Source organism: Jannaschia sp. L-14R (genome assembly GCF_056857695.1).
Genome location: NZ_JBSXNP010000009.1, coordinates 142,442 through 163,949, shown reverse-complemented (window position 1 = coordinate 163,949; position 21,508 = coordinate 142,442). Strand labels below are relative to the sequence as shown.

The 21,508-nt window shown below is 63.1% G+C and carries 19 protein-coding genes; 10 read left to right on the top strand and 9 right to left on the bottom strand.

Annotation, left to right across the window (positions count from 1 at the left end; all coding sequences use genetic code 11):
- Positions 1-33: 33 nt before the first annotated feature.
- Complete coding sequence (locus AC13C2_RS05180) at positions 34-624, top strand: NAD(P)H-dependent oxidoreductase (protein WP_092762368.1); 591 nt, start codon at positions 34-36, stop codon at positions 622-624.
- Between the two features lie 77 nt (positions 625-701).
- The gene (lpdA, locus tag AC13C2_RS05175) at positions 702-2,099 is read left to right on the top strand and encodes a dihydrolipoyl dehydrogenase (protein WP_482886513.1); all 1,398 of its coding nucleotides are present in this window, start codon (positions 702-704) and stop codon (positions 2,097-2,099) included.
- A gap of 185 nt (positions 2,100-2,284) precedes the next feature.
- On the opposite strand, the gene AC13C2_RS05170 is transcribed toward lpdA, so the two are convergent.
- Positions 2,285-2,875, bottom strand: coding sequence for an outer membrane protein (locus AC13C2_RS05170; RefSeq protein WP_092762372.1), 591 nt, complete (start codon positions 2,873-2,875; stop codon positions 2,285-2,287).
- Positions 2,876-3,054: 179 nt separating this feature from the next.
- On the opposite strand from AC13C2_RS05170, the gene AC13C2_RS05165 reads away from it, so the two are divergent.
- Together AC13C2_RS05165 and uvrA are read left to right on the top strand one after the other, a co-directional pair.
- Positions 3,055-4,206, top strand: a complete 1,152-nt coding sequence (locus AC13C2_RS05165; RefSeq protein WP_092762374.1) for an MFS transporter — start codon at positions 3,055-3,057, stop codon at positions 4,204-4,206.
- 80 nt (positions 4,207-4,286) lie between these two features.
- Positions 4,287-7,145: an excinuclease ABC subunit UvrA gene (uvrA, locus tag AC13C2_RS05160; protein WP_482886136.1), complete on the top strand. Its 2,859-nt coding sequence runs from the start codon at positions 4,287-4,289 to the stop codon at positions 7,143-7,145.
- 27 nt (positions 7,146-7,172) lie between these two features.
- Here uvrA and AC13C2_RS05155 read toward each other — a convergent pair whose 3' ends face one another.
- The gene (locus AC13C2_RS05155) at positions 7,173-7,580 is read right to left on the bottom strand and encodes a hypothetical protein (protein WP_482886135.1); all 408 of its coding nucleotides are present in this window, start codon (positions 7,578-7,580) and stop codon (positions 7,173-7,175) included.
- Between the two features lie 109 nt (positions 7,581-7,689).
- Positions 7,690-8,844 (bottom strand): cytochrome P450, encoded by a 1,155-nt coding sequence (locus tag AC13C2_RS05150; RefSeq protein ID WP_482886134.1) that lies wholly within the window; start codon positions 8,842-8,844, stop codon positions 7,690-7,692.
- 74 nt (positions 8,845-8,918) lie between these two features.
- Between AC13C2_RS05150 and AC13C2_RS05145 the strand changes: the two genes are divergently transcribed.
- The 5 genes from AC13C2_RS05145 to AC13C2_RS05125 all read left to right on the top strand — a co-directional run bounded on the left by AC13C2_RS05145 (position 8,919) and on the right by AC13C2_RS05125 (position 15,296).
- Entirely contained in the window at positions 8,919-10,589 is a 1,671-nt protein-coding gene (locus AC13C2_RS05145; RefSeq protein WP_474520547.1) for a sensor histidine kinase, read from the top strand.
- Positions 10,586-11,830, top strand: a complete 1,245-nt coding sequence (locus tag AC13C2_RS05140; RefSeq protein ID WP_092762384.1) for a sigma-54-dependent transcriptional regulator — start codon at positions 10,586-10,588, stop codon at positions 11,828-11,830. Before AC13C2_RS05145 ends, AC13C2_RS05140 begins: the two co-directional genes overlap by 4 nt.
- Before the next feature lie 202 nt (positions 11,831-12,032).
- Positions 12,033-13,040, top strand: coding sequence for a DctP family TRAP transporter solute-binding subunit (locus AC13C2_RS05135; protein ID WP_092762386.1), 1,008 nt, complete (start codon positions 12,033-12,035; stop codon positions 13,038-13,040).
- An 81-nt stretch (positions 13,041-13,121) separates the two neighbouring features.
- On the top strand, positions 13,122-13,853 hold the full coding sequence (locus AC13C2_RS05130; protein ID WP_092762388.1) for a TRAP transporter small permease: 732 nt from the start codon (positions 13,122-13,124) through the stop codon (positions 13,851-13,853).
- A gap of 3 nt (positions 13,854-13,856) precedes the next feature.
- Complete coding sequence (locus AC13C2_RS05125; protein WP_339645271.1) at positions 13,857-15,296, top strand: TRAP transporter large permease; 1,440 nt, start codon at positions 13,857-13,859, stop codon at positions 15,294-15,296.
- A 37-nt stretch (positions 15,297-15,333) separates the two neighbouring features.
- Here AC13C2_RS05125 and AC13C2_RS05120 read toward each other — a convergent pair whose 3' ends face one another.
- The 6 genes from AC13C2_RS05120 to AC13C2_RS05095 all read right to left on the bottom strand — a co-directional run bounded on the left by AC13C2_RS05120 (position 15,334) and on the right by AC13C2_RS05095 (position 19,953).
- The gene (locus tag AC13C2_RS05120) at positions 15,334-16,143 is read right to left on the bottom strand and encodes an N-acetyltransferase (RefSeq protein ID WP_424337768.1); all 810 of its coding nucleotides are present in this window, start codon (positions 16,141-16,143) and stop codon (positions 15,334-15,336) included.
- Between the two features lie 78 nt (positions 16,144-16,221).
- A complete protein-coding gene (tpiA, locus tag AC13C2_RS05115) occupies positions 16,222-16,932 on the bottom strand; it encodes a triose-phosphate isomerase (RefSeq protein ID WP_092762395.1) in 711 nt (236 codons plus the stop codon).
- A 50-nt stretch (positions 16,933-16,982) separates the two neighbouring features.
- Complete coding sequence (locus tag AC13C2_RS05110; protein ID WP_092762397.1) at positions 16,983-17,360, bottom strand: HesB/IscA family protein; 378 nt, start codon at positions 17,358-17,360, stop codon at positions 16,983-16,985.
- Between the two features lie 98 nt (positions 17,361-17,458).
- On the bottom strand, positions 17,459-18,658 hold the full coding sequence (locus AC13C2_RS05105) for a glycerophosphodiester phosphodiesterase family protein (RefSeq protein WP_482886511.1): 1,200 nt from the start codon (positions 18,656-18,658) through the stop codon (positions 17,459-17,461).
- Between the two features lie 207 nt (positions 18,659-18,865).
- Positions 18,866-19,243 (bottom strand): SUF system Fe-S cluster assembly protein, encoded by a 378-nt coding sequence (locus AC13C2_RS05100; RefSeq protein ID WP_092762399.1) that lies wholly within the window; start codon positions 19,241-19,243, stop codon positions 18,866-18,868.
- 122 nt (positions 19,244-19,365) lie between these two features.
- Positions 19,366-19,953, bottom strand: coding sequence for a porin family protein (locus tag AC13C2_RS05095; protein ID WP_482886133.1), 588 nt, complete (start codon positions 19,951-19,953; stop codon positions 19,366-19,368).
- 252 nt (positions 19,954-20,205) lie between these two features.
- Between AC13C2_RS05095 and tgt the strand changes: the two genes are divergently transcribed.
- Positions 20,206-21,336: a tRNA guanosine(34) transglycosylase Tgt gene (gene tgt / locus AC13C2_RS05090; RefSeq protein WP_482886132.1), complete on the top strand. Its 1,131-nt coding sequence runs from the start codon at positions 20,206-20,208 to the stop codon at positions 21,334-21,336.
- Positions 21,337-21,508: the final 172 nt, after the last annotated feature.

The following is a 21,508-nucleotide window of genomic DNA, read 5'->3' as shown; positions in this document are numbered from 1 at the left end:
CAAATATGACCACGGTCAATTAAGGAGGCAACGATGACACCCAAGCGTATATTCATTCTTGACGGCCACCCTGCCGAAACATCTCTCTCGCGCACCTTTGCCGAGGTCTATGCGACGCGTGCCAGGGCCGCTGGTCACGAGGTTCGGATGGCGCATCTGCACGACATGGTTTTCGACATGGACTTCGGGCAGGGCGGCTATGACAACTGGAAACCGCTGGAGCCGGTGCTGGACGGCGTGCTGTCCGATATCGAATGGGCGAACCATGTCGTGCTGGCCGTGCCGATGTGGTGGGGCGGACTTCCCGCCAAGCTGAAGGGGCTGATCGACCGGACATTCCTGCCGGGCCGGACGTTCGACACGCGCGTCCTGAAAATGGGGATGCCGACGCCGATGCTGACGGGGCGCAGCGCGCGGGTGATCGTGACGTCGGACACGCCGGGCTGGTTCCTGCGGCTGGTCCACCGGAACGCCATTTTTCACCAGTTGGGCGGACATATCCTGGGTTTCGTGGGCATCCGGCCGACCCGGTTCACGTATTTCTCCGGGGCCAGCGATCCGCGTCCCCGCGCGGTCGACGGCTGGATCGCGAAGGTCGGGCGACTGGGCGCGGTCGCCGCCTGAAATGCCGGGGGCTTACCCCCTTGCATCTAACCGTTTAAGGCTGAACTATATTCCAACACCGTCCGAACGGAGCAGATATCATGGCCCAGCAATTCGACCTGATCGTGATCGGCGCAGGACCCGGCGGCTACGTTGCCGCCATACGTGCCGCGCAACTGGGCCAGAAGGTTGCCTGCATCGAGCGGGAAAATCTGGGTGGCATCTGCCTGAACTGGGGCTGCATTCCGACCAAGGCGATGCTGCGCTCGTCCGAGGTGTTCCACCTGATGCACCGCGCCAAGGAGTTCGGTCTGAAGTGCGATGGGGTCGATTACGATCTGGACGCCGTGGTCAAACGCTCGCGGGGTGTGGCCAAGCAGTTGTCGGGCGGCATCGGGCATCTGTTCAAGAAGAACAAGGTCACGACCATCATGGGCGAGGCCAAACTGGTCGGCAAGGGCAAGGTGTCGGTGAAAACCGACAAGGGCGAAGACATCCTTGAGGCCAAGAATATCGTGATCGCCACCGGTGCACGGGCCCGCGACCTGCCGGGGCTGGAGGCAGACGGCAAGCGCGTCTGGTCCTACAGGGCCGCGTTGCAGCCGCCGCATATGCCAAAGAAGTTGCTAGTCATCGGGTCTGGGGCCATCGGCATCGAATTCGCCAGCTTCTACAACACCCTCGGGGCCGAAACGACTGTCGTCGAGGTCATGGACCGTATCCTGCCGGTGGAGGACGAGGAGATTTCCAAGTTCGCCAAGAAGCAGTTTGAAAAGCAGGGGATGAAGATACTACAGAAGGCGACCGTCAAGTCGCTGGACCGCAAGGCCGACAAGGTGATCGCCACAATCGAGGCTGGCGGCAAGTCCGAGACGCAGGAGTTCGACACGGTGATTTCGGCCGTCGGTATCGTCGGCAATATCGAAGGTCTGGGACTGGAGGATGTGGGGATCAAGATCGATCGCACCCATATCGTCACCGACGAATTCTGCCGCACCGGGGTCGAGGGTATCTATGCCATCGGCGATATCGCCGGTGCGCCGTGGCTGGCGCACAAGGCGTCGCATGAAGGCGTGATGGTGGCCGAACTGATCGCGGGCAAGAACGACGTGCATCCCGTGCGTCCCGAAAGCATCGCGGGCTGCACCTATTGCCACCCGCAGGTTGCCTCCGTGGGCATGACCGAGGCCAAGGCCAGGGAAGCCGGACACGATATCAAGGTCGGGCACTTCCCCTTTATCGGCAACGGCAAGGCGATTGCCCTGGGAGAGCCGGAGGGCATGGTGAAGACCATCTTCGACAAGAAAACCGGCGAATTGCTGGGGGCCCATATGATCGGCGCGGAAGTGACCGAGCTGATCCAGGGCTATATCGTCGGGCGACAGCTGGAGACGACGGAGGAGGATCTTGCGCACACCGTGTTCCCGCATCCGACCCTGTCGGAAATGATGCACGAGAGCGTGCTGGACGCGGACGGGCGGGCCATTCACTTCTGATCGCGTCCCGATGATCTGTCGGAGCCTCCGGCGGGAATGTTTGACGAACGAAGACTATGTTGCGGTCTTAATGTGCTGAATATTTTCCCTCCGGAGGCTCCGACGTGAATGCCGGATGTCCCTGGGCGGGCGCGCAATGCCGTACCGGGCGCAGGATACTTCATGTTTAAGAGGGTGGGGCAGGCCTAAAACCGATAGGTAAGCTTCAGGCCGACCGTCCTGATATCCGCCTCGACGTTGAATGGGGGCATCGGGCTGTCATCCGGATCGCGGTATCGATGGTGCAGGTATTCGACGCCCAGATCGACCGAGGGCGTGATGCGCAGATCGACACCGCCGCCGACAACATATCCCATGGCGCGCGACGACGGGCCGCCCGGACTGGAAATACGGGTGCTGGTTACGCCGACAGTGCCATAGATCAATGCGCGCCCCATGCTGACCCCAAGCCGCCCCGAGGCCCGTAAGCCGTTGTCAAAATCGACTCGCCGTATCCCCGAGGAAGGGCTGCCGTTGACGTCCCACGCCGCGATTTCCCCACCGTAGACCATACGCCCCGACTGCCGCTGGTAGCCCAGAGCCACGCCATAGGCATCGCCCGAACCGGACAGCGAAAAGGCCGTGGTCGGAAAATCGGCGCTGAGGCTATTGTCGGACACCCCGAGACTGGCGCTGACATAGGGGCCGGACCAGTCGAGAGGGATCGTTCGATCCTGGGCCTGTGCCGTGGAGGCGAGCGTGGCCAGAAAGGCTGTGGCAAGGGCTGTGAGGCGCATGGGGAAACTCCGATAGAGCGATTTGTCTGAAAATGCGTATCGAAGTGGAGAACGTCGCGGAAGCCGGAACCTTAATGAAAGGTTAATGTAAACAATTGGTTAACTGGTAAACGACAAGCGCGGACAGAACCGGCTTCAAGGGACTGGCGGACCTTCTTGCAGCCTGCAAGAAATGGCGGATGGAACGAACTCGCTGGGGCCTCGTGGTCCTGATTTTCGTCGGCGGTCTGCTGGCTGCCGCGCAATTCGGAAAGATCGCGCTTTTGCTGCCCGTCGTGGCGGGCGCATTCGACCGGCCCGTGACATCGGTCGCGTTTCTGGTGTCGGTCGTAGGGTTGATGGGGCTGTTGCTGGGGTCGATGGCCGGAGGCGTAGCCGCAGGTTTCGGCATCGGGCGGACATTTCTGGCAGGTCTGGTGTTGGGCGGCTCAGTGTCTCTGGCGCAGGCCCTGATGCCGTCTCTGGGCGTGTTCGTCATCACCCGCGTGGTCGAAGGGCTGGCCCATCTGGCGCTGGTCGTGTCCGGGCCTCCGTTGATGGCGGCGGCGGCAAGCGACCGGGATCGCCCGTTGGTGATGGGGCTGTGGGCGGTGTTCTTCGGCACGTCGCTGGCGATTTCGGCGCAGATATTTCCGGGCATACTGGCGTCCGGCGGGCTGCCTTTGCTGTTCGCGCTGCATGGGGCGGCTCTGCTGGTGCTGGCGGCGGTGTTGTGGCGATGGGTGCCACGGGTGCCGATGGTACGGGTGTCGCTGAACCCCGTGGCCGTGCATCGGGCGATCTATGGCTCGATCCGCTCTATGGCTCCGGGGTTGGGCTTCGTCTGCTACACTTTCCTGTTCATCGCCGCGATTGCGTTTCTGCCGGGCGCACTGAACCGGCCTGCGCTGGCGACAATTCTGCCGGTGGTGACGTTGACGTCCACCCTGGCGGGCGGAGCGCTGTGCAGCCGGTTCGCGCCGCATCACGTGGCGGCGGTGGGGTATGCCGGAACGGCACTGGGGTCCGTGGGCGTGGCGCTGGGATTACCGGGCGCGGTCGAGGGCTGTTTTCTGGCCATGGGCCTGATCCCTGGTGCCAGCTTCGCGGCAATTCCGGCCTGGAACGCGGCTCCGGGCGACCGGGCGCGGGCGACGGGGGCCATCGCGCAGTTGGGCAATCTGGGAACCGTCACCGGCACGCCGGTCTTTGCACTGACATTTGCGGCGGGGGGCATGGCGGCGTTGTCATTACTTATGGTGACCATATCGGTGCTGGGTCTGGCGCTGGCGTTATGGTCGGGACGGCGCGCCTCTGGCAGCGTCGCGGCGGAAGTGGTAAACGTTCCGTAAATGTTCTGGCCGATTCCGGTCGGAGAGGTTGCAAGACACGTCGCGATCCCTAGGTGGCGTAGCGACACACCGGGGGCGATATGGCCGAACAGAAATTCATCGAGGTGCGCGGCGCGCGCGAACACAACCTCAAGGGAATCGACGTGGACATTCCGCGCGACCAACTGGTCGTGATTACCGGGCTGTCGGGCTCGGGCAAGTCGTCGCTGGCCTTCGACACGATCTATGCCGAAGGGCAGCGCAGATATGTCGAGTCGCTGTCGGCCTATGCGCGCCAGTTCCTGGACATGATGCAGAAGCCGGACGTGGATCACATTTCCGGCCTGTCGCCCGCCATTTCCATCGAACAGAAGACAACGTCCAAGAACCCCCGGTCAACTGTCGGCACGGTCACGGAAATCTATGACTACATGCGTCTGCTGTTCGCGCGCGCAGGCACCCCGTATTCGCCTGCCACAGGTCTGCCGATCACTGCGCAACAGGTGCAGGATATGGTGGACCGCGTCATGACGATGGAGGAGGGGACGCGCGGATATCTGCTGGCCCCCATCGTGCGCGACCGGAAGGGTGAGTATCGCAAGGAGATGCTGGAGCTGCGCAAGCAGGGCTTCCAGCGGGTCAAGGTCGACGGGGAATTCCACGATCTGGATCAGCCGCCCGAACTGGACAAGAAGTTCCGGCATGACATCGACGTTGTGGTCGACCGGATCGTCGTGCGCGAAGGGCTGGAGACGCGGCTGGCGGATTCGTTCCGCACGGCGCTGGATCTGGCCGATGGCATCGCCATTCTGGAGACTGCGCCCAAGGATGGCGAGCCGGAGCGCATCACCTTCTCCGAAAAATTCGCCTGTCCGGTGTCGGGCTTCACCATCCCCGAGATCGAGCCGCGCCTGTTTTCCTTCAATGCGCCGTTCGGGGCCTGTCCGAAATGCGACGGATTGGGGGTGGAGCTGTTTTTTGATGACCGGCTGGTGGTGCCGGACGTGACGCTGCCTCTGGCGAAAGGGGCGATCGCACCATGGAACAAGGGAAAAAGCCCTTATTTCATCCAGACGATCGAGTCGATCGCGAAGCATTACGGGTTCAACCAGAAGCTGCCGTGGAAGGATCTGCCGGAGAAGATCCAAGAGGTGTTTTTGCGCGGATCGGGCGACGAGAAGATCAAGTTCCGCTATGACGAGGGCGGGCGCATCTATGAGGTGAGCCGGGTGTTCGAGGGCGTGGTCCCGAACATGGAACGTCGCTACCGCGAGACGGATTCGGCATGGGTGCGCGAGGAGTTCGAGCGCTATCAGAACAACCGGCCGTGCGGCGCCTGTGGCGGCTATCGTCTGCGGCCCGAGGCGCTGGCGGTGAAGATCGACATGAAGCATGTTGGCGAGATCGTGCAGATGTCCATCAAGGAGGCGCTGGACTGGTGTGCCCAGGTGCCCAAAGCCCTGTCCAAACAGAACAACGAGATCGCGCGCGCCATCCTGAAGGAAATTCGCGAGCGTCTGGGTTTTTTGAACAACGTTGGCCTGCAATACCTGACCCTGTCCAGAAACGCGGGAACCTTGTCGGGTGGCGAGAGTCAGCGCATCCGGCTGGCGTCGCAGATCGGCAGCGGTTTGACGGGTGTGCTGTATGTGCTGGACGAGCCGTCGATCGGTCTGCACCAGCGCGACAACGACCGGCTTTTGACGACGCTCAAGAACCTGCGCGATCAGGGCAATACGGTCATCGTGGTCGAGCATGACGAGGAAGCGATCCGCGAGGCCGATTACGTCTATGACATCGGGCCGGGGGCCGGTGTGCATGGCGGCACGGTCGTGGCGCATGGCGTGCCGTCCGAACTGGAGGCAAACCCGGCCAGCATCACGGGCGACTATCTTTCGGGGCGGCGGTCCATTCCGGTGCCGGACAAGCGCCGCAAGGGCAACAAGAAGAAAGTCACCGTGGTCAAGGCGACGGGCAACAACCTGAAGGGCGTCACGGTCGATTACCCGCTGGGCCAGTTCGTGGCCGTCACCGGTGTGTCGGGGGGTGGCAAATCGACCCTGACCATCGAGACGCTGTTCAAGACGGCCAGCATGAAGCTGAACGGTGCCCGGCAGACGCCCGCGCCCTGTGAGACGGTCAAGGGACTGGAGCATCTGGACAAGGTGATCGACATTGATCAGCGGCCCATCGGACGGACGCCGCGGTCAAATCCGGCGACCTATGTCGGGGCATTCACGCCGATCCGTGACTGGTTCGCCGGTCTGCCGGAATCGAAAACGCGCGGGTACAAGCCCGGCCGGTTCAGCTTCAACGTCAAGGGCGGGCGCTGCGAGGCCTGTCAGGGCGATGGCGTCATCAAGATCGAGATGCACTTCCTGCCCGACGTCTATGTCGAATGCGAGACCTGCCGGGGCAAACGTTACAACCGCGAAACTCTGGAGATCCACTTCAAGGGCAAAAGCATTGCCGACGTTCTGGATATGACGGTCGAGGATGCGCAGGAATTCTTCAAGGCCGTGCCCTCGATCCGCGAGAAGATGGACGCGCTGATGCGTGTGGGTCTGGGCTATATCAAGGTGGGCCAGCAGGCGACGACCCTGTCGGGCGGCGAGGCGCAGCGGGTGAAGCTGTCGAAGGAGCTGTCGAAGCGTTCGACCGGACGGACACTCTATATCCTGGACGAGCCGACGACGGGTCTGCATTTCGAGGATGTGCGAAAGCTGCTGGAAGTGCTTCATGAATTGGTCGATCAGGGCAATTCGGTCGTGGTGATCGAACACAATCTGGATGTCGTGAAAACCGCCGACCACGTGATCGACATCGGTCCCGAGGGCGGGGACGGCGGCGGCGAGGTGGTCGGCACCGGCACGCCCGAACAGATTGCCGGGATCGACGACAGCCACACGGGCCGCTACCTCAAGACTTTGCTGGCCGGACGCAGGGTAGCGGCGGAATAGGGGGCGTGGCCATCACGCCCCCCAGGGTCAGTTCAGGACGACGTCGAGGATATCGAGGACGAGGCGCTGATCCCGGTCGAGGCGCAGAAGACGGTCGCCCGCGCGCACATAGGCCTCGCCATCGTTGAGACGCGGCAGGCCATAGTCGCGGCGGTCGATAATCACATAGTCGCGATCCAGCCGGTCGCCGACCTGGTAATGGCCCCGGTCGTCGTCATCGCGATCCATCTTGCGGGCCTGTCCCGGTGGAATGCAGGGCGGGTCCTTCTTGGCTAGACCTGGCGGGCAACGACCATTTGACGGGTTCGCCACCCGTTCGGCGCGATGATCGCCGTTGCCGTTGCCATTCCCCTTGCCGTTGGCGAACGCCGGGGCGGTCGCGGCCAGACCAAGAACCGTGGTCAATATCAGGAACTTTTTCACAAATCTCTCCATTCCATTGGTTGTGCGCCAAGCCAACGTGTGGATCAGGTATCCGGTTCAGTCCGTGTGGCAACTTCGGCGGCGTTCCGCCCGGCCGCAATGAGGGCAAAGCGCCGGTGAGCTAGCTCACGATCAGTCGGCGCAGCCCGTGGAAGTGATAGATATCGGCATAGCGGGGCGGTTCTGTCAGGCGCAGATCGGGTCGGCGTTCGCTCAGGGCCTGCAACCCGTGCAACAGCTCCAACCGGGCCAGCGGCGCGCCAAGACAGAAGTGCAGCCCGGCCCCGAAGCTGGTCGAGACCGGCGCATCCGGGAAGCGCGTCGCGTCAAAGGTCGCGGGGTCGGCATAGGCGGCGGGGTCGCGATTTGCGGCCCCCAGCAACAGCCCGACCTGTTCGCCTCGGGCAAAACGGTGACCCTGCACCTCGACGTCTTCGGTGGCATAGCGCGTGAACATATGCAGCGGCGGGTCGTGGCGCAGCACCTCCTCGACCAGATCGGGCGTGACGGGCGTGCCCCAGTGACCTGCCGCGATCAGACCTGAAATACCGTTGCCCAGCGTGTGCACCGTCGCTTCGTGCCCCGCATTCAGCAGCAGGATGCAAGTGGCGGTGACTTCCTCGGGCGAGAGTTTTCCGTCCTGCGCAACGGCCAGAAGCTGGGCGATCAGGCTGTCGTCCGGGGGCGCACGGAAGATATCGTGCAGATAGGTCGTGAAATCCGTGGCCGCCTGGGCAGCGGCAAGTTCATCGGCATGGGTGCGGCACGCCTGATACATGCCGACCATGGCGTTCGACCAGCCCAGCAACAGGGGCGCATCGGATTCCGGCACGCCCAGCAGGCGAGCGATGACGCGCACCGGCAGGGGCCGGGCGAAGGCATCGAGCAGGTCGAACGTGCCTGCCGGAAAGCCGTCGATCAGGCCGTGGGCCAGCGTCGCAATCTCGGGGCCGAGGGCGGCGACCCGGCGCGATGTAAAGGCGCGCAGGACCTGTGACCGCAGGCGGGTGTGGCGCGGCGGCTCCAGTTCCAGCATCGAATGCTCCTCGACCGACCAGAATCCGGCTTGATGCGCGGGCCGTACTGGCGGAAACGGGTCTTCGCGTCCGAACCGACGGTCACGCAGCAAAGCGCTGACCACTGCATGCGAGGCGGCGACCGGCATTTCGTAATCCGTCCACCACGCCAGCGGCCCGGCGGCGCGAAGCCGGTCGTAGAACGGATAAGGGTCCTGAACGAAGGCCGGATCGGTTGGGGATTGGTCGAAGCGGTCCATGACGCCCGAAGTGCCGGGACGATCCGCAGGCGTCAAGGCTTGGCCCCGCGACCGGGCAGTCGTAGGCTTGGCACATGCATCGTGCGTTTCTCATCCTTCTGACACTGACGGCATCGGCCCTTTTGGCGGGAGCCGTCTGGTGGACGACGCTGGGCACGGCACTCACCGCGCTGGAGGCCAAGGGCCGGTCGGACCTGAGCCTTGCCGCCGACCGTCTGCGGCTGGAGTTGCAACGCGGGCGCGATCTGGCTGTCCTGCTGGCGGGCGATCCGATCATCGCCCGGTCGATCGCCAATGCGGGCCGTATCGAATACCCGGCCACACGCTTGCAGGGCTTTGCCGACCGGTCGGGTGCATCGGACGTGCTGCTGCTGCGCAAGAACGGGGTCATTATCGCCTCTGCCTCCGGTCGTCGGGGCGATCTGTCTGCGACCGGCTGGATGGAGCGGACGCGGCAGGGGGCGCTGGGCGTCGGCGCGATGCCACCCGACAGCGGGTCGACGGGCCGCATATTCACCCACGCCGCGCCGACGTTCGATGCGCAGGGCAAGGTGTCGGGCGCGGTGGCCGTGACGCGCGATTTGACGACGCTGGAGCGGAGCTGGCGCGGCGATCCGCAGGCGATCTATTTCACTGACCGGGCGGGCCACGTCGTGGTGTCGAACCGCGAGGAATTGCTGGGTGGCCCGCCGCCGCAGGAACGCGTCCCGATCCAGGGCTTCGACATCCGGCGGACCGAGGTCGGGCGCTATATCCCGCGTGATGCGCTGCATCTGGAACTGCCGCTGCCGACACTGGACCTGACGGCGGAAATCCTGCTCGACACGGCGCCGGCACGGGCGCTGGCCATTGCGCGGGCACAAGCGGCGGGCGCAGCGCTTCTGGTGCTGGGCGCATTGCTGGTTCTTCTATGGGAACGCCGTCGCGTGCTGGCCCGCGCCAATCTCATGCTGGAGGATCGCGTGGCCGAACGCACCGCAGCGCTGACTGCCGAAGTGCGCGAACGGCGCGAGGCACAGGCCGCCCTGACCCGCGCGCAGGCCGATCTGGTGCAGGCGGGCAAGCTGTCGGCCCTGGGGCAGTTGTCGGCGGGCATAAGCCATGAACTGAACCAGCCGCTGATGGCGATCCGAAGCTTCGCCCAGAACGGCGCGACCTTTCTGGAACGCGGAAATGTCGAGGCAGCGGGCAGCAACCTGACGCGGATCGGCGATCTGGCGGGCCGCATGGGGCGGATCATCCGCAACCTGTCGGCCTTCGCCCGCGCCGAGCCGCAACCGGCGATCGAGACGGATCTTGGGACCGTGATCGAGATCGCGCTGGAAATCACCGAAACGCGGCGGCGTGAAACCGGGGTGGAGGTGCGACTGGATCTGCCGGAGATGCCGGTTCTGGCGATGGCGGGCGAAGTGCGGATGGCGCAGGTCGTGGTCAACCTGATCTCGAACGCGGTGGATGCGATGGCCGGGGGGGAAACACGCTTGCTGACCGTCACGCTGTGCGACGGGCCGCCCGCGATCACGGTGCGCGATACCGGGCCGGGGCTGGATAACCCGGAGGCGATTTTCGACCCGTTCTATACCACCAAGGAGGTGGGCGCCGGGCTGGGGCTGGGCCTGTCTATCAGTTACGGTATCGTGTCCGGTTTCGGCGGCGCGATCCGGGGCAGCAACGTCGAGGGCGGGGCCGCATTCACGGTCGAATTGCAGCCTGCGGTCGCGGCATGCGACGGGGCGGCGGCATGACCGATGTCCTGCTGGTCGAAGACGATCTGAACGTCCGCGACGCGCTGTCCCAGACACTGGAACTGGCGGATCTGAACGTGACGCAGGCGGGCAGCTTCCTGGCCGCACAGCCGCGCCTGACGCGCGATCTGGCGGGCGTGGTGGTCAGCGATATCCGGATGCCGGGGCGCGACGGGTTTCATCTGTTGGCCTGTGCGCGGCAGGCCGATCCCGATCTGCCGGTGATCCTTCTGACGGGCGAGGGGGATGTGCCGACGGCGGTGCGCGGCATGTCGGAAGGGGCCTTTGCGTTTCTGGAAAAACCCTGCAACCCGGATGAATTGGTGGCGACGGTGCGCCGCGCACTGACCCTGCGCCGCGCGACGCTGGAGGCCCGGCGGGCACGGGGGGCGCAGGAAGGCGGGGACGCGGCGGCCCGGATGCTGACGGGCGTATCGCCGCAATCGGGCGTGCTGCGGGACACGACCCGGACGGTTGCGCGGGCCTCGGGGGCGGTGCTGATCCACGGAGAGCCGGGGACCGGCACCTCGAAAGTGGCCGAGGTGATCCACCTTCTTTCGCCGCGTGCGACCGGACCGTTCGTCAAACGCTCCGCCCCCGCACTGGACACCGCAACGCTGGTCGAAGCGCTGACGCTGGCGCGCGGTGGAAGCCTGTTCGTGGATCATATCGACGCCCTGCCGCGCCCCTTGCAACACCGTTTGCCCGAAGACGATGCCCAGACGGATGGCGTGCGGCTTCTGGCCGCGACGAACGCTGATCCGGCGGTGCTGCACCATGCGCTGGATCCGGATCTTTTCTACAGGCTTGAGGCACTGCGCGTCCATATCACGCCGCTGCGCGACCGGCCCGGCGACGTTCCGGTGCTGTTCCGGCATTATCTGGCGCTGGCCTGCGAACAGGCCGACCTTCCGGTGCCCGACGTGCCGCCGGACGTGCAGTCCCGCCTGATGGCGCAGAACTGGCCCGGAAATGCACGCGGGTTGATGAACCATGCAATGCGCTACGCGATGGGCCTGTCCGACAATCTGACCGTCGAGCCGTCGGAGCAGGGCGACAGGCCACGCGCCGGATTGGCGGACCGGATGCGGATGGTGGAACGCTCGATCCTGATCGAGACATTGACCCGACACAAAGGTCAGGCGACGATGGCGGCGCGCGATCTCGATCTGCCGCGCAAGACGTTTTACGACAAGCTGACGCGGCATGGACTGCGGGCGGAGGATTATCGTCCGGACTGACCTGTGCAGATTCTCGCACTAAGACGGGGACAACCGTGCGGATTTCCGCACGATTTTGATTTCGTAGCGTGAACGTAATGCAGTAACCATTTGAAATATATGATTTTCAGATATCGGCGACTTCTCGCTTTACCCGCTTCGCAACGCTGATACCTTTTTTGCAAGCGTTCCGGGGAGGGACGCGCGCAAGGGAGATAAATTCATGAAGTATCTGACAACCGCCGCCACTGCGGTGGCTCTGACCATGACGGCGCAGGCTGCTTTCGCAAGCTGTGAAGCTGGCGAGATCGTCGTCAAGTTCGCGCATGTCACCAACACCGACAAGCATCCCAAAGGCCTTGCCGCCGCCCTGTTCCAGGAGCGTGTGAACGCGGAGATGGATGGCATCATGTGTGTCGAGGTCTTCCCGAACTCTACACTCTACAACGATGACCAGGTGCTGGAGGCCATGTTACAGGGCGACGTCCAGATGGCCGCCCCGTCGCTGTCGAAATTCGAAGCCTTCACCAAGGTTTTCCAGGTGTTCGACCTGCCATTCCTGTTCCCGAACATCGAGGCGCTGGATACCTTCCAGCAAGGCGAAGTCGGTCAGGATATGATGAACTCCATGCAGCGCCGCGGCCTGCAGGGTCTGGCATTCTGGCATAACGGTCTCAAGCAGATGTCGGCCAACAAGGCGCTGATCCTGCCGACGGATGCCGCCGGTCTGAAGTTCCGTGTCCAGCCGTCCGATGTCATCGTCGCGCAGATGGAGGCGATCGGTGTCTCGCCACAGCCGATGGCCTTTTCCGAGGTCTATGGCGCCCTGCAGACCGGCGTCGTCGACGGGCAGGAGAATACCTGGTCGAACATCTACGGCCAGAAGTTCTTCGAAGTTCAGGATGGTGTCACCGAGACGAACCACGGTGCGCTGGATTACCTTGTCGTGACCTCGACCGACTTCCTCGACAGCCTTGATCCGGCGGTGCGGGATCAGATGATGACGATCCTGGCCGAAGTGACGGAAGAACGGAATGCGGCGGTGGGTCAGATCGACCAGGAAGCCCGTCAGGCGGTTCTGGACGCCGGTGGCGTGATCCGCGAACTGACGCCCGAACAGCGTCAGGCCTGGGTCGATGCGATGAAGCCCGTCTGGGCGAAATTCGCCGATGGCATCGGCCAGGACGTGATTGACGCGGCAGTCGCCGTGGGTGCCGCACAGGAGAGCTGACACCGCTCTTACACGACAGGGGGCCGGGCCGCGCTGGGAGAGGATGCGCGGCCCGGTCCGTCACGCAAGGGAGGGGACATCATGGCCGAGCGCTATGTACCGAAAGGCCGACTGGGTCATGTCATTCACAGGTTCGAAGAGATCGCGATCGCCTTCCTGCTTGGCGTGATGACGCTTCTGACTTTCGTGAACGTGCTGCTTCGATATGTCTTCAACCAATCGGTCATCTGGTCGCTGGAAGTCATCCTGATGCTCTTCGCCTGGCTGGTTATCTTCGGCGTCAGCTACGCCTTCAAGACGACGTCCAACCTTGGCGTCGATGCCGTGACCGGCCTTCTGCCGACGCGCGGCAAACGCCTTGCCGCGCTGCTGGCCGGGCTGGTGACCATCGCTTACGCGGCCTTGCTCCTGAAGGGTGCCTGGGACTTCTGGGCCAATTACGGCAACCTGCCGCAGACGACGGGCCGCTGGTTTCCGACCGGATTGCAGGACATGCGCCCGCAGGATTACCGCGGCTATACGCCGACGCAACAGGTGCCGATGCTCGACTGGCTGCGCTGGCCGCTGGAATCCTGGCTGCTGATCGAAGGGGACGAACCCTTCGAGAAATTTCCCCGTGCCATTCCCTTCATGATCATGCCACTGGGTGCGGCGTTGATTCTGCTCCGCGTGGTGCAGGCCGTCATCGCCATCGCGCGTGGCGAACGCGAAAGCCTGATCGTCAGCCACGAGGCCGAAGATGCGGTTGACGAGGCGGCGGCGACCCTGCGCGCCTCGGAGTATCCGGCTGAACACGAAGCAGGAAGGATCTGAGACATGGACGTTCTGCTTCTATTCGTGATGATCGTGGGACTGCTTCTGATCGGTGTGCCGATCGCGGTCAGCCTGGGCTTCAGTTCCATCGTCTTCCTGCTTGCATTCTCGAATACCTCGTTGTCGTCCATTGCCAAGCAATTCTACGACTCGATGGCCGAGCATTACACATTGCTGGCCATTCCCTTCTTCATTCTGGCGTCGAGTTTCATGTCCACCGGCGGCGTGGCCAGGCGGATCATCCGGTTTTCAATCGCCTGTGTCGGCCACTTCCGCGGCGGTCTGGCCATTGCGGGTGTCTTTGCCTGCATGATGTTCGCGGCCCTGTCCGGGTCGTCCCCGGCTACGGTGGTCGCCATCGGCACGATCGTTATCGCGGCGATGAAACAGGCCGGATACACCAAGGAATTCGCCGCCGGTGTCATCTGCAACGCGGGCACGCTGGGAATCCTGATTCCGCCTTCCATCGTGATGGTGGTCTATGCGTCGGCGACGGATGTGTCGGTCGGCCGGATGTTCCTGGCCGGTGTCATTCCGGGCATTCTGGCCGGTCTGATGCTGATGATCACGATCTATGTCATCGCGGTGAAACGGAATATGCCCAAGGGTGACTTCGCGGGCTGGGGCGAGGTCGGGGCATCCTTCCGCGACGCATTCTGGGGTCTGATGCTGATCGCGATCATCATGCTGGGTATCTACGGAATTCCGGGCCTGACGGGTGCGATCTTCACGCCGACCGAGGCGGCGGCCGTCGCGTCAGTCTATGCCTTCCTTGTGGCGATGTTCGTCTACCGCGACATCGGCCCTCTGGCCCCGGCCCAGGCGCAATCGGTCGGCGCGGCGGTCGCGGTCGGAATGAACGCGCCGATCGGGACGCCCAAGTCGCTTATGTCTCACCCACAGGCGCTGCTCACCGCGTTCTTCCATCGCGACACGATTGCCACGCTTCTGGATGCAGCCAAGCTGACGATCACGCTGATGTTCATCATCGCCAACGCGCTGATCCTGAAATATGTTCTGACCGACGAACAAATTCCGCAGAGCATCGCGAACGCCATGCTGGGGGTCGGCTTGGGGCCGATCACCTTCCTGATCGCGGTGAATGTCATTCTTCTGATCGGCGGTCAGTTCATGGAGCCGTCGGGCCTGCTGGTCATCGTCGCTCCGCTGGTCTTCCCCATCGCGATTGAGTTGGGGATCGACCCGATCCATCTGGGCATCATCATGGTGGTGAACATGGAAATCGGGATGATCACGCCTCCAGTCGGCCTGAACCTGTTCGTCACCTCGGGCGTGGCGGGCATGTCGATGATGGCGGTGGTGAAGGCGGCGCTTCCGTTTCTGGCCGTACTCTTCGTATTCCTGATCATGGTGACATACATCCCGATCATTTCGACGTGGTTGCCGACGCTGGTGATGGGACCGGAACTGATCATAAAATAGGGTCGGGGGCCGGAAGGCCCCTTTCTCTCGCGATCTCTTACTTCGTCATGCGTCCGCTGCGCAGTGATCGAGGATCGGCACATCCCAGGATGACAGCCACGGAGCGGGCAAACATCAGCCGCGTACAGACCCCTTCGGACGGGGTATTTCCCGGCTCCACCCCGGTGAAGAAGGCTTCAATGCCATGGTTCCGTGACATCGACAGCATCGCATGGGCCCCGAGGATGAGGGCCAGTTTACGCCCGCGCCAGGCCGTGTCGGTGGCAAGCATGCCCCAATAGGCCTGCCTGCCCGGAACTGGATGATCGGGGTGTGCAAACCCGGCCGAAGCCCCGCAGGACACCACCTTGCCTTCCCCATCCTGTGCAACAAGGCAGACGGCTGGATTGAGAAGGCCGCGCAGCACCTCGCCGGCCAAGGGCAGGACGCCGCTCCCCAGTGCCATGTCCGCAAGGGAGGCAAGGACCGTCGAGGGGGTATCGGCATCGATACGGGTCATCGTCAAACCGGCAGGCAAGGGCAGATCCCGCACGATTGCCTTGGCCGCCGCAAGGGATGCCGCCCCCCCGTCCCATCTGGAATAGGCAATCGGGACGAGGTTCCGTGCCGTCAGCCCATCATGCAGGGCCGCAACCTCCGCTTCGGGGACCAGGGCGATAGCGGCGTTGCCCTGCACCCGTGCCAGGGCCGTCAGGTGGTCGAGATCGCGGACCGCACCCGTGGCAAGGCCGACCGTGCGTCCGTAGTAGGTATAGCGGGGATCCTGCCCGAGGATGTCGAACAGGGCCCGCCCGCGTCGCAGAAGGGCCCGTTGTTCATCGCTGCCGTAGATATCGTCCTGCGTCATGGCCCTCTTCCCGGTCAGGGTGAGAGGATCCGCCGCAGGACCGGCCCCTGTCAAAGAGTTTCGGGTCGGGCACAGCCGTCAACTGGCGGCAAGCGCCTCGATGATTGGCACGAAATCCGCTGCCTTCAGACTGGCGCCCCCGACCAATGCCCCATCGACATTGGTCAGCGCGAACAACTCCGCCGCGTTCCCCGCCTTGACCGATCCGCCGTAAAGCAATGACATTCGGGGGCCGACCTGCGCGCGCAGCGCGTCGTGGACTTCCGCGACCTGGGCCGCGCTGGCGACCTTGCCGGTGCCGATGGCCCAGACCGGCTCGTAGGCGATGATCGTATTGTCCGCCGTCGCCCCGTCGGGGAGAGAGCCGTTCAGCTGTCCTTCCAGAACCGCCAGGGTTTCCCCGGCCTCGCGCTGCTCCAGTGTCTCGCCGATGCACAGAATCGCAATCAGACCTGCATTCCAGGCGGCCTGGGTCTGGGCCCGGACATCGGCATCGGTCTCGCCATGGTCGGCCCGGCGTTCGGAATGGCCGGTGATGCAATAGGTCGCGCCTGCATCGGCCAGCATCGGGGCCGAGATATCGCCGGTATGCGCGCCTGACGTTTCAGCGTGACAATACTGTCCGCCAAGCGCCAAGCGCGCGTCAGACAGGACCGTCAGCAAGGTGGCAGGGGGGCACAGGATAACGACGCAATCGCCTGCGTCCGCCTGGCCGATGGCCATAGCCTCGGATACGGCGGCGCGCGTTCCGTTCATCTTCCAGTTTCCGGCGGCGATTTTCTTCGGCATGGGGAGCCCTCCTGTTTGCACAGGGGCATACACCGGGCGATGCGACAATCCTAGCTGGGCTGGACCGCAGTCTGGCTCAGCGTTTCGTCGAACTTGATCGACTCGCCACAGCCACAGGCATCGATGACGTTCGGATTGCGGAACTTGAACCCGGATTCAAGGAGCGACGTCTCGTAATCGATCTCGGTGCCGAACAGGAACATCTGGGCCATCGGCGCGATCAGCACGCGGGCCTCGCCAACTTCGACAACTTCGTCATGTGCCTCGGCTTCGGCGACATATTCCATGGTGTATTCCATACCGGCGCAGCCGCCTTTCTTGACGCCGATCCGCAGACCGGCGGATTTGTCCTTGGTCATCAGCTTCGCGATCTGCGCCGCGGCGGCGGGGGTCACGGTAACGGGGGACTGTCCGGGGATTGCAAACATTGGAATGCTCCTTCGCCTCCAAGATATGCCCCGATGCCGCAGGTCTCAAGGGGCGGCGGCGGCAGGCGGTCGATCATTCCGGCCACCCCGCCTTTCTGTCACAACCCCATGCAGTTCGCGTAATAGGTCACCGTCGCGGGCCAGTCAGAAAAGACGCCCGCGACGCCCACATCCTGCGCCAGCACGTCGAGCAATTCATAGGTGACGCCGTCGTTGTCGGTCACATCCGCGATGGACTGGTAATACCAGCCGCCGCCGTCGTTCAGCGGGCCGGAGCGCTCCAGCGACCATGCGATCAGGTTCAGACCGGCGGATTTGGCCTCCGTCGCATAGACGGACGGGACAATTTCGCCGTCTTCGACCGTGACCAGCATCCACAGTGGTGGCGCGATGTAGTTCACGCCCATATCGGCCAGTTCCTGCATCGTCGGCTTGAACGTCGCGGCGTCCATCGGGTCGATTTCGCCTTCATCCTCGTCAAAAGCCTCGTAGCGGTCATCGAGATAGACGGCCTGCGCACCGAACTCCGGTTCGTTCTCGATCCAGTACAGGATATCGGACAGGTTGAAGGATTGTGCCCAGACGTCAGACGCGGGAACGCCCGCCGCCTTGTATTCATCGATCATCTTCTGGGCATAGTCTTCCTGCGTGAAGCCATCGTGCGGCATGTCGACCGCCGCGGACTTCAATTCGGGCGTGAATTTCGCGCCCAGATCGCGGAACAATTCGATCGACTCGGCATGGGACAGCAACGTGGTGCCCGTGCTGTAGAGTGTCGTGCGATAGTCAGCGACGCCGCCCTGATATTCTTCCGCTGTCATGGCTCTGGCATCGGCGGCGTCCATTTTGGGTGTCAGGGTACGATACTCCTCCAGAGTGATCTCGGAGGTCCGGCATTCGGCGGTCGCATCTTCATCACCATTCGCCGCGGTGAAGGGCGTCGTGCAGGTGTCGGCCAGATCGGAGACAAGGATATTCGTCGTGGTTTGCAGGTCGTTTTGTGCGTGACGGCAGACCAATTCGTGATCCTTGGTGAAGGTCACGTCGCATTCCAGAATGCCCGCGCCCATCTGTGCGGCTGCAATATTCGATTCCACGGTATGTTCGGGGAACATCAGCGGCGCGCCCCGGTGCCCGATGGAAAAGTCGGTGCGCGTCGGTGTCTGCGACAGACAGGCCTGAAGCCTGGTCTTCAACGCGCCGTCGTCCATCTGGCTTATCAGCCAGGCAGGTCGGGGGCCGTAGGTCAGTCCGGTGTCGGTATGGCCGTCGGCCAGAACCTGTGTGGTCGACACCATCAGAATGGCAAGGACAGGGCGAAGCGACATGGCAAAATCCTCCTGAGAGGAGTGTAACATCTCAGTCCGGAATGCGGTCATGCAGATTGAACGAACCGTTGGTAACGGCTGAATGACGCTTGTGGCGATGGGCGGTTTTGACTGTCGCAGGCCCGAGTCCGAGGACGACGGACGGTCGCCGCCGATATTCGGGAAGAAACCGGTGTCCTACATGAAGCCCAGTTCAAGGCGGGCCTCGTCGGACATCATTTCCATGCCCCAGGGCGGCTCGAACGTCAGATCGACGTCGACGGTCTTGACGCCGGGCAAGGCCGACACCGCATCCGCGACCCAGCCGGGCATTTCGCCGGCAACCGGGCAACCGGGGGCAGTCAGAGTCATGATGACCTTCACGGCATTCTCGGGGTCGATATCGATGGTGTAAATCAGGCCGAGATCGAAGATGTTTACCGGAATTTCGGGGTCGAAGACCGACCGGCAAGCGTCGACCACGCCTTCGTGCAAAGGATGATCGGTGGTGGAGGGCGCGATCAGCGGCGCACCTTCAAGACGGTCGGCCGTTTGGGCATTCGTATCGACTGGCATGGCGATCCCCTATTGGTCGACTGAAAAGATAAGGATTGGATCGGGCCGGGTAAAGGGCAAGTTGACATCAAAAAGGGGCAGCCCGATCCCGGACCACCCCTTTCTGTCTCAGTGTCGTCCGATCAGAAACGATAGTTGACGTTCAGACCGACCGTTGTCGCCTTGAGATCGGTCCCGGCGGAATTGTCCAGTTCGCCGAAATCGTTATAGATCGCTTCGGCACCCAGGGAGACCGCAGGCGTCAGGAACATTTCGTATCCCACACCGGCGAAGTAACCGTCGGCGCTGCCCTGATCACTGGTATCGGCCGAAGCATAACCGGCCGTTGCGTAGTAGAGGCTGCGTCCGGCGTCGAAGCCGACGCGGCCACCGACGCGCAGGATGTTGTCCAGCTCGGTTGTGGTTCCGTCAAGTCCGATGCTGCCGGTGTCATACTGTACCAGGCCACCGACGACGGTGCTTCCCAGGTCCAGATCGTAACCTGCGCGCAGACCATACACTCCGCCGTTGCCATCGGCATTGATCGTGCCGTCGGCTTCAACGTCAGCATAGCTTGCCTGTGCACCGACGTAGAAGCCGGTCCAGTCATAGGCAGGAGCCGCAGGCTCGACGAAAACGGGTGCCGGCTCAAGCGGAGTGGGAACGACACCACCCGCCAGAGCGGGAGAGGCGATAAGGACGGGAAGTGCGGCGATGATGAAACGGTTCATGATAGCTCCTTAAGTTTTTTCTGTTCTGCATTCGGTTGTGATAGCCACGTCATCGTGGAGCAGACGTGACCTCAAGCCCGCAGATAGGCACACGGTTCCTGAATTACTTTCCGTCGGCGATCACAACTTGTTTTATGTGTTTTTTGCATCGCATTTCCGGCTCGGTCGGCAGGATCTGGCCGGTTCGTAGTCATTTCGGCAAGGTCCTGCTAAACGCCCCCGTAATGCCGAAAATTCACGATCCGAGGTCCGATGACACAGCCCTTCTCATTCCGGTGCGATGCCAGCGACGGGCGCGCCCGGACCGGCGCGATCTCGACCCCTCGCGGAGAAATCCGGACGCCTGCCTTCATGCCTGTCGGCACCGCCGCCACCGTCAAGGCGATGTTGCCTGAGTCGGTGCGGGCGACAGGTGCGGATATCTTGTTGGGTAACACCTATCATCTGATGCTGCGGCCAACGGCGGAGCGGATCGACAGGCTGGGCGGACTGCACAGGTTCATGAACTGGGATGGGCCGATTTTGACCGACTCTGGCGGGTTTCAGGTCATGTCGCTGGGGGCCTTGCGCAAGCTGGATGAAGATGGCGTTACCTTCAAATCGCATATCGACGGCTCCAAACATCGCCTGACGCCCGAACGCAGCATGGAAATCCAGCGGCTTCTCGGGTCCGACATCGTAATGTGCTTTGATGAATGTCCCAGCCTGCCCGCCGACCGCGACCGCATCGCCACGTCGATGGAACTGTCGATGCGCTGGGCCGCACGGTCTAGGGCGGCGTTCGGCGACCGGCCCGGCCATGCACTGTTCGGAATACAGCAAGGCGGACTGGATCGCGACCTGCGCGCCCAGAGCGCGGACGCCCTGCGTCACATCGGCTTCGATGGCTATGCCGTCGGCGGTTTGGCGGTGGGCGAGGGGCAGGATGCGATGTTCGACGTGCTCGACTACGCGCCGGATCAGTTGCCCAACGACAAGCCGCGATACCTGATGGGGGTCGGTAAGCCCGACGATATCGTGGGTGCCGTGGCGCGGGGAATCGATATGATGGACTGCGTGTTGCCGTCGCGGTCGGGACGAACGGGGCAGGGCTGGACGCGACGGGGGCAGGTCAATCTGCGCAACGCGCGTCATGCCGACGATCCGCGACCGCTGGACGAAGCCTGCACCTGCCCGACCTGTCAGGGCTATTCCCGCGCCTATCTGCATCACGTCATCCGCAGTCAGGAGATCATCGGCTCCATGCTTCTGACGTGGCACAACCTGCACTACTTTCAGGAGTTGATGGCGGGCATGCGCGACGCCATTGCAGGCGCCACATTCACGGCTTGGCAGGCCGGGTTTCACGCGATGCGGGCGGATGGCGATATCGAGCGGATATGATATTTTCATGTGCTCCGGCCACCGCATATCGCAGGCGGCTGACGCGTTACGCTTGCGCACCGCCCCCGCCCTCTCCACAATGCGAAACAAGACGGGAACATCCCGCGTATTGAAGACAGGCCGTCGCATGCCCACCTAGGGCATCGATGACGGAAGGACCCGAAGGCCGCCG